This window comes from Anaerococcus porci (assembly GCF_009696575.1).
Classification (GTDB): Bacteria; Bacillota; Clostridia; order Tissierellales; family Peptoniphilaceae; genus Anaerococcus; species Anaerococcus porci.
In genome coordinates this window covers 82,213-99,682 of record NZ_VULQ01000001.1, presented here as the reverse complement: position 1 = coordinate 99,682, position 17,470 = coordinate 82,213, and the positions used below count along the sequence as shown (strand labels likewise).

The 17,470-nt window shown below is 27.2% G+C and carries 16 protein-coding genes; 15 read left to right on the top strand and 1 reads right to left on the bottom strand.

The annotated features are described in order from the left end of the window. Nucleotides 1-3: 3 nt before the first annotated feature. The 9 genes from priA to rny all read left to right on the top strand — a co-directional run bounded on the left by priA (nucleotide 4) and on the right by rny (nucleotide 11,831). Nucleotides 4-2,379 carry a primosomal protein N' gene (gene priA, locus FYJ26_RS00520; protein WP_154538787.1) on the top strand — a complete coding sequence of 792 codons (2,376 nt, stop codon included), beginning with the start codon at nucleotides 4-6 and terminating at the stop codon, nucleotides 2,377-2,379. 9 nt (nucleotides 2,380-2,388) lie between these two features. After that, nucleotides 2,389-3,483: a signal recognition particle-docking protein FtsY gene (ftsY, locus tag FYJ26_RS00515; RefSeq protein ID WP_154538786.1), complete on the top strand. Its 1,095-nt coding sequence runs from the start codon at nucleotides 2,389-2,391 to the stop codon at nucleotides 3,481-3,483. A gap of 130 nt (nucleotides 3,484-3,613) precedes the next feature. Beyond that, a complete protein-coding gene (gene rpsB / locus FYJ26_RS00510; RefSeq protein WP_154538785.1) occupies nucleotides 3,614-4,381 on the top strand; it encodes a 30S ribosomal protein S2 in 768 nt (255 codons plus the stop codon). Nucleotides 4,382-4,394: 13 nt separating this feature from the next. Next, complete coding sequence (gene tsf, locus FYJ26_RS00505) at nucleotides 4,395-5,066, top strand: translation elongation factor Ts (RefSeq protein ID WP_176269322.1); 672 nt, start codon at nucleotides 4,395-4,397, stop codon at nucleotides 5,064-5,066. A 154-nt stretch (nucleotides 5,067-5,220) separates the two neighbouring features. Beyond that, nucleotides 5,221-6,132: a cysteine synthase A gene (gene cysK, locus FYJ26_RS00500; RefSeq protein ID WP_154538783.1), complete on the top strand. Its 912-nt coding sequence runs from the start codon at nucleotides 5,221-5,223 to the stop codon at nucleotides 6,130-6,132. Then, nucleotides 6,132-6,665 carry a serine O-acetyltransferase EpsC gene (epsC, locus tag FYJ26_RS00495; RefSeq protein ID WP_154538782.1) on the top strand — a complete coding sequence of 178 codons (534 nt, stop codon included), beginning with the start codon at nucleotides 6,132-6,134 and terminating at the stop codon, nucleotides 6,663-6,665. Before cysK ends, epsC begins: the two co-directional genes overlap by 1 nt. A gap of 78 nt (nucleotides 6,666-6,743) precedes the next feature. Next, on the top strand, nucleotides 6,744-8,492 hold the full coding sequence (locus tag FYJ26_RS00490; RefSeq protein WP_154538781.1) for an ABC transporter ATP-binding protein: 1,749 nt from the start codon (nucleotides 6,744-6,746) through the stop codon (nucleotides 8,490-8,492). Further along, nucleotides 8,464-10,209 carry an ABC transporter ATP-binding protein gene (locus tag FYJ26_RS00485; protein ID WP_154538780.1) on the top strand — a complete coding sequence of 582 codons (1,746 nt, stop codon included), beginning with the start codon at nucleotides 8,464-8,466 and terminating at the stop codon, nucleotides 10,207-10,209. The genes FYJ26_RS00490 and FYJ26_RS00485 overlap by 29 nt, the downstream gene beginning before the upstream one ends. Nucleotides 10,210-10,292: 83 nt before the next feature. Continuing rightward, the gene (gene rny / locus FYJ26_RS00480; protein WP_154538779.1) at nucleotides 10,293-11,831 is read left to right on the top strand and encodes a ribonuclease Y; all 1,539 of its coding nucleotides are present in this window, start codon (nucleotides 10,293-10,295) and stop codon (nucleotides 11,829-11,831) included. Between the two features lie 23 nt (nucleotides 11,832-11,854). On the opposite strand, the gene FYJ26_RS11395 is transcribed toward rny, so the two are convergent. Continuing rightward, entirely contained in the window at nucleotides 11,855-12,055 is a 201-nt protein-coding gene (locus FYJ26_RS11395; protein WP_176269399.1) for a transposase, read from the bottom strand. 379 nt (nucleotides 12,056-12,434) lie between these two features. Here FYJ26_RS11395 and FYJ26_RS00470 point away from each other — a divergent pair, with 379 nt between their 5' ends. From FYJ26_RS00470 to FYJ26_RS00445, 6 genes are all read left to right on the top strand, one after another. Continuing rightward, entirely contained in the window at nucleotides 12,435-12,782 is a 348-nt protein-coding gene (locus FYJ26_RS00470; RefSeq protein ID WP_154538778.1) for a hypothetical protein, read from the top strand. A gap of 79 nt (nucleotides 12,783-12,861) precedes the next feature. After that, on the top strand, nucleotides 12,862-13,116 hold the full coding sequence (locus FYJ26_RS00465) for a hypothetical protein (protein ID WP_154538777.1): 255 nt from the start codon (nucleotides 12,862-12,864) through the stop codon (nucleotides 13,114-13,116). Then, nucleotides 13,116-14,090 (top strand): glucosaminidase domain-containing protein, encoded by a 975-nt coding sequence (locus tag FYJ26_RS00460; protein ID WP_154538776.1) that lies wholly within the window; start codon nucleotides 13,116-13,118, stop codon nucleotides 14,088-14,090. The genes FYJ26_RS00465 and FYJ26_RS00460 overlap by 1 nt, the downstream gene beginning before the upstream one ends. Before the next feature lie 59 nt (nucleotides 14,091-14,149). Then, nucleotides 14,150-15,352, top strand: a complete 1,203-nt coding sequence (locus FYJ26_RS00455) for a hypothetical protein (RefSeq protein WP_154538775.1) — start codon at nucleotides 14,150-14,152, stop codon at nucleotides 15,350-15,352. Nucleotides 15,353-15,400: 48 nt separating this feature from the next. Continuing rightward, nucleotides 15,401-16,024, top strand: a complete 624-nt coding sequence (locus FYJ26_RS00450) for a peptidoglycan amidohydrolase family protein (RefSeq protein ID WP_154538774.1) — start codon at nucleotides 15,401-15,403, stop codon at nucleotides 16,022-16,024. A 366-nt stretch (nucleotides 16,025-16,390) separates the two neighbouring features. Further along, complete coding sequence (locus FYJ26_RS00445; RefSeq protein WP_154538773.1) at nucleotides 16,391-17,383, top strand: tyrosine recombinase XerC; 993 nt, start codon at nucleotides 16,391-16,393, stop codon at nucleotides 17,381-17,383. The last annotated feature ends 87 nt before the right edge of the window (nucleotides 17,384-17,470 follow it).

Genomic DNA, 17,470 nt, shown 5'->3' with positions numbered 1-17,470 from the left:
TTTTTGTATTGTTATGTGATTCTTGATAGTAAAAGTAGATTTTTAGATAGATCATTTACATATCATATTCCAGTAAAGTTTAAAAATAGTTTAAAAAAAGGAATGAGAGTAATAGTACCGTTTGGAAAAGCAAACAAGCGTACTATTGCTTTTGTTTATGAGATAAAAAAAGATATTGAAGAGGAAATTGAAACAAAAGATATCATAGAAATTATTGATAGTGAAGCTATAATTAATGAGGAATTAATTGATATAGCTTTTTTTATGCATAAAAGATACTTGGCACCTTTAAGATCATGTATTAAACAAGTTATGCCTCCGGGAAATATAAAAGAAATAAGAGAGTATTTTTATAAGTGTAATCATAAAAATTCTGATAAACTTTTAGATTTTTTGGATGAGAAAAAAAGTTATGAAGAAATAAAAGAAAAGTTTAATATTAACTATGATATTTTAGAATCATATAAAAATGATGGGTTAATTAAATCGAAATTTGAATTAATAGGTAATCAAAAAATAAACTATATTTATTATATTAGTCTTAATAAAGAAGTAAATTATAATATAATAAGTAAAAACGCTAAAAAACAAAAAGAAATATTAACTTATTTAGAAAAAAATAATATAACAGAATATAAGAAATTACTAACTACAACAAAGTCTAGTAAAAGTTCTTTAGATTCATTAATAAAAAAAGGGTTAGTAAAAGTTCTAAAAAAAGAAAAAAATGAATCAGTTGAAAATTTTATGGAGTCATATGACAAATTTAAACTTAATGATGAGCAGGAAAAAGCTTATAAAGAAGTTATAAATAATCCAAATAGACCCTATCTACTTAAAGGAGTTACTGGTAGTGGAAAAACCGAGGTGTTTCTACAAATTGTAGAAGAAAATCTTAAAAATAATAAAGATGCCATAATATTGGTTCCTGAAATATCACTTACACCACAAACTATTGAGAGATTTCAAGGAAGATTTAAACAAAAGATAGCTGTAATGCATTCAAAGCTTACTATAAAAGAAAGATTTCAACAGTGGAGAATGATAAAAAATGGAGAGGTAAAAATTGTAATAGGTGCAAGAAGTGCAATCTTTGCTCCTTTTAAAAACTTGGGCATAATTATAATTGACGAAGAACATGATAAGAGCTATCTATCTGGAAAAGACCCTAAATACCATACTGATGAGATAGCCTTATTAAGAAGAAAGTTTCACAATGCTAGTTTAATATTTGCATCAGCTACTCCATCTTTAAAGACAATGTTAAAAGCTAAATCTGGTGAATATGGATTGCTTGAGTTAAAAGAAAGAATAAACAAGACTTTTCCAAAAATTGAAATTGTCGATATGAGAAAAGAGCTCAAAAATTCAAATTACTCAATGATTAGTGCTAATCTTTATGGAAAAATCATAGATAGGCTTAAGAAAAAAGAACAGATTATTTTATTTTTAAACAAGGTAGGGCATAACTCTTTTACATTTTGTAGATCATGTGGTCACGTAATAAAATGTGAAGCTTGTGACGTAGCAATGACCTATCATAAGCATGTATCAAAACTTGTGTGTCATTATTGTGGAAGAACTAAAAATCAACCTAAAATTTGTCCATCTTGTGGGTCTAAAAAAATAAAAGAATATGGAGCCGGAACTGAAAAACTTGAAGAAGAAGTAAGAGATATGTTTAAAGGTGCAAAAATTTTAAGAATGGATTCGATTACTGTTAAAAATAGAGATTCTTACCTGAAAATGTATAAGCTTATGAAAGAAAATAAGGTAGATATTTTAATAGGAACTCAAATGATAGCGAAAGGGCTTGATTTTGATAATGTTACTTTAGTTGGTGTAATAAATGCTGATATAAATTTAAATGTTGATGATTACACAGCTTTCGAATCTAGCTTTCAAATTCTCACCCAAGTTTCAGGAAGAGCCGGAAGATCTAATAAAAATGGAGAAGTAGTTATTCAAACTTATAAACCCGATAATTTTGTAATAAATACGGTAAGTAATAATGACTACAAAACATTTTATGAAAATGAAATAGCCATAAGGAAGGCATTCTCTTATCCTCCTTTTATTAATTTACTTACTATAAAAATTTTAAATGCCTCAAGACTTAAGTGCATAGATATTTCAAATAGAATAAAGAAATATCTAGATTTGGAGTTTTCTCAAAATATTTATGTCGAGATTATAGGTCCTAACCCATGTAAAATTAGTAGAATTAATAATAAATATAGATATAATATCATTATAAAGTGTAATGATAATAATTTAAATTATCTTTTTGATTTTTTAGTGAGATTAAGAAATCACTTTATAAATAAGTCTAAGGATTCTAGTATTATTATATCATTAAATCCAAATGACATTAATTAAGGAGTATAAATGTTTGATTTTTTTAGAAAGAAAAAAGCTGATGAATGTAAAGAAGAAAAGTATATAGAAAAAGAAAATGTATATAAGAATGATAAGCTAAATGAAGAAGAAAATAAAGAAAAGTTAGAAAAAGACTTAATATTAAATCAAAAAAATATTGAAAATACATCAGATGATGTCGAAGAAAATCTGGGCTTTTTTGCAAAAATATCAAAAGGTCTTTCAAAAACCCGTGAACAATTTTCATCACAATTAAAAAATATATTTACTGCAAATGTAAAAATAGATGATGATTTATATGAAGAATTAGAAGAGATTCTTATATCTTCTGATATAGGAATGAAATCTACTATTGAAATAGTAGACAATCTTAAGTTTGAAATAAAGGCTAGATCTATTAAAGAACCTGAAAAAATATTTCCTCTACTAAAAGAAATTATGATAGCAAAACTTGATGAAAAAAATCTTGATAATTCATTAAATATTAAGGATAATGAGTTGACCGTGATATTAGTTATAGGAGTTAATGGAGTTGGAAAAACAACTACAATAGGTAAGCTTGCTAATAATCTTGAAAAACAAGGCAAGAAAGTAATCCTGGCAGCTGCAGATACCTTTAGGGCCGCAGCAATTGAACAATTAGATTCATGGGCAAAAGAGTCTAACACTCCTATGATATCTCATAAAGAAGGATCAGACCCATCAGCTGTAATTTTTGACGCAATTCAGTCTGCAAAGTCAAATAAATATGATGTTTTGATATGCGATACAGCTGGAAGACTTCATAATAAGAAAAACCTTATGAATGAATTAGAAAAAATTAATAGAACAATATCAACCCATGCTAATAAAGCCAATAAGGAAACTTTACTAATTTTAGATGCTACTACAGGTCAAAATGCTATTAGTCAACTTAGAGAATTTAAAAATGTATGCGATATAACTGGTTTAATACTTACAAAACTTGATGGAACTGCCAAGGGTGGAGTAATATTTCCGCTTCAAGTTGAACTTGAGGTTCCTGTTAAGTATATAGGATTAGGTGAGGGAATTAATAACCTAGAAAAATTTGATTCTAAGTCTTTTGTTGAAAGTATGTTCTAAATGCTTGTTTTTTAAAAAAACTTGTAGTATACTAAATAAGTACTATGCACATCTTTTGATAGATCTACGTTGCCAAATAGGTTTATGGTCTAGTTGAAAAAGATGGAAGATAATAAACGGAGGTAATAATATGACAGTAGTATCAATGAAAAAATTATTAGAAGCTGGTGTACACTTTGGACATCAAACAAGAAGATGGAATCCTAAGATGAAAAAATTCATCTTCACTGAAAGAAATGGAATCTACATTATAGATTTACAAAAAACAGCTGTTCAAATTGAAAAAGCTTATAAAATTATTAGAGATACAGCAGCTGAAGGTGGAAATATACTATTTGTAGGTACAAAAAAACAAGCACAAGACTCAATTGAACAAGAAGCTAAAAGATGTGGTCAATTTTATGTATCTAACAGATGGTTAGGTGGCATGCTAACTAATTTCAATACTATTAGAAATAGTGTAAATAAACTTAAAAAATATGAAATGATGGAAGAAGATGGAACTTTTGATCTTTTACCAAAAAAAGAAGTTTTACAATTCAATAAAGAAATGGATAAACTAGAGAAAAATCTTGGTGGTATCAAAGAAATGGAAGAACTACCAGATGTATTATTTGTAGTCGATCCATCAAATGAGCAAATAGCTGTTCATGAGGCGAAAATTTTAGGAATCCCTGTTATTTCAATTGTAGACACAAATTGTGATCCAGATGTTGTTGATTTAGCAATTCCTGGAAATGATGATGCAATTAGGGCAGTTAAACTTATCACATCACTTATGGCGGATGCAGTTATCGAAGGAAATCAAGGTAACGAATTTGAAATAAATGAAGAAGATTTCGAAGAATTAGATGATGAAATCGAAGATAATGAAGAAGCTGAATCTGAAGAAGAATAATTAATAGGAGGATATGATGGCAGTAACTGCAAAATTAGTAAAAGAATTAAGAGATAAAACAGGCGCTGGAATGATGGATTGTAAGAAAGCTTTAACTGAAACAGATGGTGATATAGATAAGGCGATAAAATTACTTAAAGAAAAAGGACAAGCTACTTTAGATAAAAAAGCTGATAGAATAGCTGCTGAGGGGGTTATTGGTTCTTATATCCATAATAATAAAATTGGTGTTATAGTTGAAATTAATACTGAAACAGACTTTTCTGCTAATACCGATTCTGTAAAAGAATTTGCTAGAAATATAGCTATGCATATAGCTGCTTTAAATCCTTTATATGTTTCAGAAGAAGATGCCGATGAAAAAGATGTTGCAGAGCAAAAAGAAATACTTATCAACCAAGCTTTGAATGAGGCTAATGATAATATGCCACAAGATAAAAAAGAAATGATAGCTCATAAAAAGGTTGAAGGAAGACTTAAAAAATATTTCAAAGATGTTTGCTTACTAGATCAACAATATATAAAAAATCCCGATTTAACAGTAGAGCAATATCTAAGAGATACAGCTAATAATGTAGGGGAAAATATTAAAATCAGAAGATTTGCAAGATTTGAAGTTGGCGAAGGTTTAGAGAAAAAAGAAGAAAACTTTGCAGACGAAGTTCAAAGTCAAATCAAGGGTTAATAAATTTCTTTAAAGAAGGCAAATGCCTTCTTTTTTTAAAAAAATTAATCTCTAGTAAAATACTATGAATATTGTTTTCTAATTGAAAAGGAATAATATTATAATATAATACTAACAAGTGTCAAATAATTAAATAAAATAATAAGGAGTTTATATGACGATTTATAAAAATAGCAAAGCATTAATAGGGAAAACTCCCTTACTAAAGCTTAAATCTCTTGAAAAAGAGGGAAGAGCTGATATATATGTAAAAGTTGAAAAAAACAATTTGGCTGGATCTATTAAAGATAGGATTGCTCTTTATATGATAGAAGAGGCTGAAAAGTTAGGAAAGCTTAGAGAAGGTTATACAATTGTAGAACCAACAAGTGGAAATACAGGCGTTGCACTAGCTGCTCTTGCTGCAACTAAGGGATATAAGTGTATTTTAACAATGCCTGCTTCGATGAGTGAAGAAAGATCTAAACTTGCAGAAGCTTATGGAGCTGAAGTTATAAGAACGACAGAAGGAGCTCTTCAAGGTGCTGTTAATAAGGCTAAGGAACTATCTAAAAAAGACGGGTATTTTATGCCAGATCAATTTTCAAATCCTGCAAATATAAAAGCTCATTATGAAACAACAGCAGTTGAGATTTTAGATGAATTAACACCTGATGCATTTATTGCTGGAGTAGGTACAGGTGGAACTGTATCAGGTGTAGGAAAAAGACTTAAGGAAGTAAATGAAAATGCACAAGTTTATGCAATTGAACCTGCAGAAAGTCCATTACTTTCTGGAGGAAAAGCTTCAGCACATAAGATTCAAGGAATAGGTGGTAATTTTATTCCTAAAAATTTAAATTATGATATCCTAGATGGAATTGTTGATGTTAAAAGTGATGAAGCTATAAATATGTCAAGACAACTTGCAAAAGATGAGGCTTTAGCTGTAGGCATTTCTTCAGGAGCAAATGTTGTAGGTGCTATAAAAATAGCTGACAAGTTAGGTGAAGGAAAAAAAGTTGTAACTGTATTACCTGATACAGGTGAAAGATATTTATCAACTAAATTATATGAATTAAAATAATGACATTTGAAGATTACAAAAATGAATTAATTAAAACTGCTTTAGCTAAAGATCCTGCTTTAAAATCTGAGGATGAGGCAATTAATTTTTCTCCTGGAATAAGAGCTTTATTAGCACATTACAAGGCTCATAATCTATATATGAGTGGAGAATTTGCTAAAGCAGATGAAATTAGCTTGAAATCTAGGATGGAAACAGGAATAGAAATCCATCCTGGTGCTAAAATTGGTAGAAGATGTTACATCGATCATGGAATGGGTGTAGTTATTGGCGAGACTGCTGAGATAGGTGATGATGTATTGATGTATCACGGTGTAACTTTAGGAGGTTTAGTCAATAAAAGAGTAAAAAGACATCCAAGTGTCGGAAATAATGTTTTAATTGGTGCAGGAGCAGTTATTTTAGGGAATATAAAAATTGGAAATAACTGTAAGATTGGTGCTAATGCAGTTGTATTAGAAGATGTGCCTGATGATTGCACAGCGGTTGGAGTACCAGCCCAAATTATAAAACATAAAAAATATAATAAATGATAGGCTGCTGCTAAATAAAATTATATGGTTTAACTTTTAATCCATGTGTATTTGCGGCAGCTTTTTTAAGGAGAATATATGTTTAAAAAATTCAAGTGGTTTATAGATTATTATAAAAAAAATTATATAATAGGCATAATATTTCTTTTGTTAAGTGATGTAGTATCACTATTTTTACCTTATATTATAGGCAAATTAATAGATTTAATTTATAATAAGGGCATAGATTTTGATAAATTTATAAAAATTGTTATATTCACATTTTTTGTAGTAATTATAAAGTATTTTCTAGCAATGGGATGGTCATACAATGTTTTTAAAGCTAGCGGAAGTATTGAATACTTAACTCGAAATAAATTAATGAACAAATTTTTACGTCAATCACAAGAATTTTTTGAGAATAATTCAACTGGTTCATTAATGGGAAAATCTACAAATGATATACAACAAATTTCCATTATGGCAGGTTATGGTACTTTGTCATTAATTGATTCTACAATTCTTCCTTTAAGCGTAATTATAGTTATGATAGTAACCGTCGATTTAAAGCTTACAATATTTTCTATATTACCCATACCTTTTATAGCTTTTGCATATTTTAAAATTGGAAAGAGAATTTATGATAAGTCAATTAAAGTAAATAAGTCGTTTGATAAACTTAACGATAATGTATTAGAAGATGCTGAAGGTATTAGAATTATTAAGGTTTTTAACTTGGAAGATAAGAGAAGAAAAATGTTTTATAAAAATGCGGATAAATTAGCTGAAAACAATATAAATCTTGCTAAGTACCAGGCTTTACTTGCTCCTGTAGAAAGAATAATTACTTCTATAACTTTCATAATAGCTATATCCTATGGATCATATATGATATATACATCAAAGTTAAGTATTGGGCAAATTGTATCTTTTACTTATTATTTAAATATGCTTGTTTGGCCAATGTATGCCTTAGGAGATTTTATAAACTTAAAGCAACAAGCCAGTGCATCAATGGATAGAATAGAAGAAACTTTAAATTACAAAGAGGAAATTTCAGATTCATCTAATAAAATAGATGCTGGTGAAAACATAGATATATTGTTCGACGAGCATAATTTTAAATATCCTAGCTCAAAAGATTATATTTTAAATAGAATAAATTTAAGTATTAAAAATAATAAATCCTTAGGAATACTTGGAAAAACTTCTTCTGGTAAAACCACATTAATAAAACAACTATTAGACCTATATAAAGTAGATAAAACTAGTATTTATATAGGTAAATATACAGCTTCAGATACTTCTTTTAAACTATTAAAAGAAAAAATTGGATATGTACCACAACAACATATGATTTTTTCGGATACTTTAAAAAATAATATTTTATTTTCAAATGAAAAAGCTAGTGAAAAAGACTTAAATAAAGCAATAGAGATGGCTGACTTTAAAAAGGATATAGAGGAATTTCCTGAAGGGTTAGAAACAATGACAGGAGAAAATGGCATCTCTTTATCAGGTGGTCAAAAGCAAAGATTATCTATAGCAAGAGCTATTCTTAAAAATCCTGAAATTCTAATATTAGATGATGCTATGAGTGCTGTAGATGCTAATACCGAGAAAAACATATTGGCTAATTTAAAAAAATACAGAAATAATAAAACCACAATAATTATTGCACATAGGATAAGTCAAGTACAAGACTGTGATAATATAATAGTTTTAGAAAATGGAAAGATAGTAGAACAAGGTAATCATGAACATTTAATAAAAGATAATACATGGTATAAAAGACAGTATTTAAAACAAATTATGGGTGATGAAATTGAAGAATATAGTAAAAAATAAAAGCATAAATAAGCTTAAAGATTATGCCCTATTAGAGAAAAAATATTTATTTATAGGCTTTATATTTTCGTTTTTGAGGACATTTTTAGAAATACTAGGTCCTATGATTATAGCCTATATAATAAATAATATATTTATCTCTAATATAACAAAAAATGATTTTAAAACTATAGCCTTATTATTGAATATTTATCTTATTATATTTGTATTATCGGGAATTCTATTAAATAGATCTAAAGTTTATTTTCAAATAAGCGCTAATAAAATTGCAGCAAGAGTTCAAAAAGATGTTTATGACAAAGTTTCAAACTTTCCTATTTCTTATTTTGATAATCTTCCTGCGGGTAAAATAGCATCTCGTGTAACTAATGATACAAATAAATTAAAAACTATGTTTCAACTATTGTTTTCTGATATAGCAAATGCATTTATATTAGCTGTTGGTTTATATATAACCTTATTTTTTACTGATACTATTGCAGCTTTAATGCTTTTAATACTAGTTCCTTTTGTGTACATCATTTTTAAAACATATTTAAATAAAACATATGTATATACAAAGAAAATAAAAAAGTATACAGCAGATATAAATGCTAAAATAAATGAATATATCCATAACATGGAAATAATTCAAGTTTTTAATAAAGAAAAATATATGTATGACAAATTTGAAAATGTTAATAAATCAATATTTGATATTAACATAAAATTATCAAAATTAAGATCTTATTCTGGTTATAGAGCAATGGATGTTATACAATATCTGGCTATTATTATAGTTATGCTTTATTTTGGTATAGGTTCAATTACCAATATATATACAGTAACAATAGGCTCATTATATATGGCAATAGATTATACAACAAAAATATTTAATAATATTAATACTATAATAATGAGGTTTGGCGATATAGAAGATGCCTTATCTTCAGCTAACCATATTTTTGAATTATTGGATAGGAAATCTTTAAAAAAACTTGGAAAACATAAAATTGATTTAAATAAAGATATAGAATTCAAAAATATATACTTTGCCTATAAAGAAAATGATATTATAAAAAATCTATCTTTAAAAGTCAAAAGTGGAACTTCTATTGCATTTATTGGTCAAACCGGATCTGGAAAGTCTACTATAATAAATCTTTTACTAAATTTTTATTCTCCAAGAAAAGGAACAATTGAAATAGGTGGTGTAAATATATCTAGTATAAATAGAGATGATTTGAGAAAGGATATGGCTGTCGTTCTTCAAGATTCATTCTTATTTAAAGATACAATCAGAGAAAATATAAGTATGGGAGATGATTTTTCAACATCAGAAATAATAAAAGCTTTAAAAACTGTTGGTGGTGAAAAAATTATAAAGCGAGGAATTGACAGTGAAATACTCGAAAATGGTTCTAATTTAAGTCAAGGTGAAAAACAGCTTATATCTTTTGCGAGGGCCTATATAAGAGATCCTAAGCTATTGATTCTTGATGAAGCAACTTCAAATATAGATACTGAGACTGAGCAAATAATTCAAAATGGAATAAATAAGCTCAAAAAAGATAGAACCACTTTTATTATCGCACATAGGCTTTCAACTATTAAAGACGTAGATAAAATCATAGTTTTATATAATGGTCAAATTCTAGAAGAAGGAAATCATAATGAGTTAATGAGAAGAAATGGCTATTATAAGAAAATGTATCTACAACAAATGAAAGATGAGTAATCTAAAAAAACTTTTTCGAATAATTATAAATTTATGATATAATAAATACCAGGATGAGAATCCAAAATTTAGGAGGTGATTAAATGGATTTTTTAAAAATTATTCTATCTGTCGCCTTCATTATGTTAGCTTTTTTTATAGGCTATCTTTATCGTAAAAAAATAGGTGAATCAAAAATTTCTTCGGCAGAAGAATTATCTCAAAGAATTATAAATGATGCAAATAGAGATGCTGAGTCCCTAAAAAACAAGGCACTGATGAGTGCAAAAGATGAAATTTCAAAAATAAAATTGCAAGCTGAAAAAGAAATTAATAAAAAAAATAATGAGCTAGCAGTTAAAGAAAGTCATCTTTTAAAAAAGGAAGAAAGTCTAGATAGCAGATCCTTATTAATTGATAAGAAATCTGATGAAATCTCTAGCGACCAAAAAAAGTTAAAGCAAAAAGAAGACAGAATTGAAAAACTAATTGAAGAGCAAGAGGTAAAGTTACAAGATATAGCTGGACTTACTATAAGTGAAGCTAAAGAAATTTTACTTCAAAGCTTAAAAGAAGATGTAGTTCATGAATCAGCAAAAATCATTAAAGAGTATGAAGAAAAGACCAAAAATGAAAGTAAAAAAATAGCTGCTGATATAATTGCAACTACTATTCAAAGATATGCGGCTGACGAGATAGCAGAAAATACTGTTACAGTTGTTTCCTTACCAAACGATGAAATGAAAGGCCGTATAATCGGTAGAGAAGGTAGAAATATTAGAGCGTTTGAACAATTATCTGGAACAGATCTTATTATAGATGATACTCCAGAAGCTGTTGTTATCTCTGCCTTTGAACCAATAAGAAGAGAAATAGCTAAAGTAGCATTAGAAAGATTAATACTTGATGGTAGGATAAATCCATCTAGGATTGAAGAGATGCTAATAAAAGCTGAAGATGAAGTTGAACAAAGAATAATTGAAGATGGACAAGCTGCTATAGAGGAGGTTGGAATTCATAACCTACATCCTCAACTTGTAAGACTACTAGGAAAGCTAAAATTCAGAACTTCATATGGACAAAATGTGTTAAAGCATTCCATAGAAGTTGCAAAAATAGCCGGAATGCTTGCTACAGAACTAGGTATAGATCCTAGAGATTCTATAAGAGGTGGATTACTACATGATATAGGAAAAGCAATTGATCATGAAGTAGAAGGAACTCATATATCTATAGGTGTCGAAGCTGCTAAAAAATATGGTGAAAATAAGAATGTTATAAATTGTATAGAATCTCATCATGGAGATGTAGAAGCATTTTGTATAGAGGCTATACTAGTTCAAGCATCTGATACAATTTCAGCAGCAAGACCAGGAGCAAGAAGGGAAAGTTTAGAAAATTACATTAAGAGACTTGAAAACTTAGAAGAAATAGCTAATTCATTTGATGGTATAGAAAAATCATTTGCTGTACAAGCAGGTAGAGAATTAAGAGTTATGATTCAACCAGAAAAAATTTCTGATGATTCTATGGTTGTAATTGCTAGAGAAATTGCACAAAAAATAGAAAATGAATTAGAATATCCAGGTCAAATAAAGGTTAATGTAATTAGAGAATCAAAAGCAATTGAATATGCAAAATAAAAAAGGTTCTTTGTCAAATAGTGTTAGTAGATAAAATAAACACAATCAAAAACCGGGAAGTAGAATATACTACTTCCCGGTTTTTGATTTCTTAAAACTAAATTCATAATTACAAAAATTCTAATCCTAAAATTGACAAAAGATCTAAAACCAAAAGCAATACGCTTAATAGCCTTAATAAAATTTTTAATTACCTCAATAGCATTATCAGAATATTCATAAATAAATACATCTTAAAAAATATTATCTTTAATATAAATAATTAAATATACTTATTTTTTTCATTAATAAATTGTATTAGTAAAATTATCATTTACTTTAACCAGCACGATTTATTATAGAGCTAACAAAAATGGATATAGCTATCTTTTTTAATTTATATAGTTTACAAAAAAGTAATAAAAATATACAATATGCTCAAATATCTTTGAAAAATGCCGACTTTATGGCTTGACTAAATTAATAAATATATATAATTATAATAATAGTAATATAAGGAGAAGTAAATGAGACAAAATAAGAACAAAAATATTACAAAGATAATAAGTGGTGCCTTAGTATTATTATTAGCTAGTGGTGGATTAGAATTTAATTCTCAAGCGAGTGGGTGAGAATGTAATCGCTGAAGGTGACAATATTATAGTTGATAATAGAGAAACGGAAAGCACAAAAGTTGAAGATATTAATAGTGTATTAGATAATACCGGAAATATAGATAAAATTAAAACAGAAGAAAAAAAAGATAATAGTAAAGTTAATGATTTATTAAAAAATTTTAATAGTAAAATTTCGGAAGTTAAAGCTATTACTGATCCAGAAGCTGGATTTAACGAAGAGTTTAAAAATAGAGCGAGAGCATTATTAAATAAATATGAAAGTTCCATTGGTACAAACTCTAGTGAAAGCGAAATAAATGCTACAATTGATGAACTTCAACTTACTATAAGTTAAGAAGGCAGCAATTTTATAAATATTCAAGATACTAAAGAAAAAGTAGTTGACGAGGAAGAAAATAATAGTCAAGCTGTTAATGAAAAAGATAATACTGAAACAAACGACGAAAAAAACTAACGAGTCATTAACTGAAGATAAAAAGGCTGAGTTAAAAGAAGAAAAAACTGAAAAAAATGAACAAGTAGAAAGTAAGAAAGAAGAAAAGGTTGAAGATAAAAAAGAAAATACCGAAAATAAACTTCCTTACTCTAATAAAACAGAATTTATTGACTTTTTATCTAAATTAAATATTCAGATAAGGCCAAGAATAAAAATATCTTCCCTAGCGTAATGATAGGTCAAGCTATACTTGAGTCAGCAAATGGTACTTCAAAACTAGCTACTGAAGACTATAATATTTTCGGGATAAAATCCACAGATAAGACTGAAGGTAAAAGCTATAAAACAGAAGAATTTAAAGATGGAAAACTAATAAAAACTACTGATAAGTTTAAACAGTATGATTCTTTTGAAGATGCAATAAATTATTACCTAGATCTTCTAAATAGGGGAACTTATGCTAAACATAAAGTAGCTGAAGCAAAAACTGCTAAAGAACAATTGGAACGCATAAAGGTAGCAGGTTATGCTACTGATCCAAATTATGTAACAAAAGTTTTGAATAGAATTAAAGAAGAAAATCTAGAAAAATTTGATATTGGGTTTAAAGAAAATCTTGATGATAAAAAGGCTGAAACTGAAAAAACAGAAAAGCCTAATAAATTTCAAGAAATTATAGATAAAAACGATGATTTAAAAAATAATCAAACAAAGTTAGAAAAAACTGAAACTTTTAAAGAAGAACCTGAGAGAGATGATAAAAACACTAAAACAGATCAAGAAGAGAAAAACTTAGTAAATAAAGATAAATTAGCTGATGAAATTAATAAAATTAAAATTTTATTAAAAGATGGATCTTGGACAAAAGAATCAGGTCAAAATGCAGAAAAAATTATTAAAGAAGTTGAAGAAGCTTTATTAAAAGAAAATTTAACATCTAAAGAATATGATAAGCTTAAGGATGAATTAAATAATATTCAAATTAATATTTTGAAAAAAGCCAATGATGCTGATGATAGATATATGGCTAAAGACAATAAAAAAGTTAATAAGATACTTATTAAAGTAGATAATAAAGCATCTGAAAAGACAGAAATTAAAAAAGAATCTACAAATGTAAAAACTGGAGTAGGTTCATTAAGTTCGATATTATTAACTCTTATTACAACCGGAAGTGTTTTATTTGCTAGTAAAAAAAGAAAATAATTTTGATCTAGCTAATAATATAATTATATATAGTTATCTATTTTTTGATAAGGAGAATTATGAAAAAACAAAATAAATTAATATTATCTACTTTTATAGTGTTCTCTTCCGTGATTGCTTTAAATTCAACTTCTTTGGCAGATGATGACATTGAATATAAAAATCAAATTTCATCAGTAAATGAAGAATACGAGGAAAGCTTAGTAGAAAATCCTTTAAAAGAGGATAATAAGATAAATTATAATTTAGCTAATGATGATAAAACTGAAGAAATCAACAAAAAAGATAGTATTGATAATTCAAAAAAATATAACGAAGAGTTAGAAAAAACAAATACTAATTATGCTAATTGTAATATAGTTGAAAAAATACCAGGAGATAAACTTAAAGAAAAAGATTTAGACAATTTGACTAATGATAAATATAATCTAGAAAATAAGAACCATGAAGAGCTAAAAAATAATAATGATAAAGAAAATCTAACCTCAGATCATATAGAAGTAAAATCTTATAATAATAAGACTGTAGAAGATTTAAATTTAAAGGGAAAAGAAAGCCAAAATACAGATAAGTCTTCCAAATTTACTTTTTATAGTGCTAATTCAAATTCTAGATTTTTTCACTATTCTAATTCAGATAATTCTTATATAATTGAGAAAGATTTAGCTTATAGATATGATAATCGTGGTAGAAAAATTACTGTAAGTAACTCTTGGTTTAATATTGGAAAAGATAAATACTTTGCTAATTCAAAAGGTGAAATTGTCAAGGGGATTCAAAGAATTGGTTTTGATAGATTTTATTTTGCTAATAATGGTGTAGTTAAAACTAATACTAAGGTTATTACAAATATAGGTGCATATATAATTGGTGAATCAGGAATTATGAACCCTCTTGAAAATAAATGGCTTGAGGTGAATTCTAATAAATATCATACAGGATATGATGGAAAACTAGATAAAGGATTCAATCTTATAGAAAATAATCTATATTCTTTCGATGATAATGGGAAACTCGAAAAAAATAAATTGTTCTTATATAATAAGTCAATTATTGCAATAGATAATAATGGTATAGTAGATAAAAAACGCGATACAAAAATAGTTATTGATAATTTAGAGTATACTAGTGATAAAAATGGAAACGTAGTTTCTATTAAAGACTTAAGTAAGAAACCTGAAGTAGTTACCTATTATATGCAAGGAAACAAGGCTTATAAAAAATATAATAATAACAAGACAGAGCTTGCAAAAAATGAATAGTTAAAAATAGGCGGGAAAGATTATAGAGCTAATTCAAATGGAAACCTTATGTTTGGTGTTCATAAAATTGGCAACTACTATTATAACCTTACTGAAAATGGTTTAGCTAAAGATTATAAAACATTTTTTGCTCACAACGGATATGATGGAGCTGGTAGGCTGTATAGTTTCGATAAATCTGGAAAGGGTGAACTTATTTCGAATAGTTATATACCTAAAAAAGATTTAGATGTGACAATTGGCTGGATGCTACAAGGAATGAACTTTAATTATGAATATGATATGAGTTATCCTAATAGAGACAAGATTGGATATGCAGACTGTTCGTCAGCTGTTTATAGAGCTATGAAACATGGCGGCTTCATTTCGAAAAATACTCCTAACGGAAATACAGAAACTTTGTTTGAGTTAGGAAGACGCGGGCAAGTTTTAAGACAAATTTCAGAAAATCAAATAAGGTATGGTGATATATTTGTTGCGGGTGTACCAGGAAGATCACTAGGTGCTGGCGGACATACAGGATTTATCTTAGATAAGAATACAATAATTCACTGTAACTGGGCTGACAGAGGTATATCTATAACTCCTAGAAAAGGAAGAATGGGAGATAATAAGTATCCTGTTAGATACTATAGATTAGTAGGTGGAAAATCTACAAAGTATAATATATAAACTTAAACTCAACCATAATTTTGTTTGGTTGAGTTGTTTTTTTAAAAAAATAAAGGCGTATAATTAGTATGGATTAAAATATAAAATCGCTTAAAACGCAAAATAGAGCTTCGAAAATCAGCTGATTTATAAGTTGAGTAATAATAATAATTAGAAAATACAAAACAGTAAGAAAAAATAAAGTAGAATTTATAATCAAAATATAAAGATCATATATAAATAAGTTAAAAATATTTGAAAAGGGGATAGATTTATAGATGAAATTTATTGCACAAAATAATAATTTTGTGCAATAAATTGAAAAATGCTTAATTTTATGTTATAATTACTATTATAATAGAATAAAATCAAGAACGGAGTTTTAAAATGAAAATAAATTCACCCCTTATACTTACGGATTATTTAAACTATTTAAAATCAATAAGAGGTTTATCAAATAAAACTATAAGTGAATATAATTATGACCTTATCAACTTTATTTCATTTGTGATTTTAAGAAAAAGCTATTTTGGAAATAAAGAAAAATTTGAAAAAGATTTATCAAATAATAAAGTTGATTCTAATAAGATATTTACAGCGGAATTTATAAGTTCTATAACAGTTCAAGATATGTATTCTTATATTAGCTTTCTTGACAACATACTCGATGACAATGCTTCAACAAGATCGAGAAAGATTTCTGCTCTCAGGTCATTCTATAAATATTTAAGTCAAGAAATCGAAATTATTGACAATAATATAACAGAAAAACTCAGAAACCCAAAGATTCAAAAAAGGCAGCCTGTCTACCTCACTTTAAACGAAACAGAGAAGTTGCTTGAAGTTGTAGGCAAAGAAAAAAATGAATTTCTCAAAAATAGAGATTTGGCAATTGTTTTTACTTTTCTAACAACTGGTATGCGTCTATCAGAACTTGTTAGTATTAATTTAAGTGATATAAAAGATGATCATTTTAATATAGTTGGGAAAGGAAATAAAGAAAGAACAATATATTTAACAAATAATTGTATAGATTTAATAGAAAATTATATAATGATACGTAACAATTATTTAAAAAATATTAAGACTGATGCCTTGTTCATATCAACACGAAAAAAAAGAATATCCAATAGAGCTGTCCAATCTACAATAGATAAATATCTTAAAAAAGCTGGTTTTGATACTAATATTTATTCTACACATAAATTAAGGCATACTGCAGCAACCTTAATGTATAAATATGGTAATGTTGATATCCGAGCTTTAAAAGACATTCTAGGACATGAAAGTGTATCAACTACACAAATATATACCCACCTTGATGATGAAGACTTAAAAAAAGCTGTTAATAAAAATCCCTTGTCGAATCTTGAGATATAAAATTCTAATAATCTTTATATATTTTACATAAAGAAGTTTTAGAGTATTAGTAAATAGAATAAATTTCTCAATTTAATCTACTTTTAA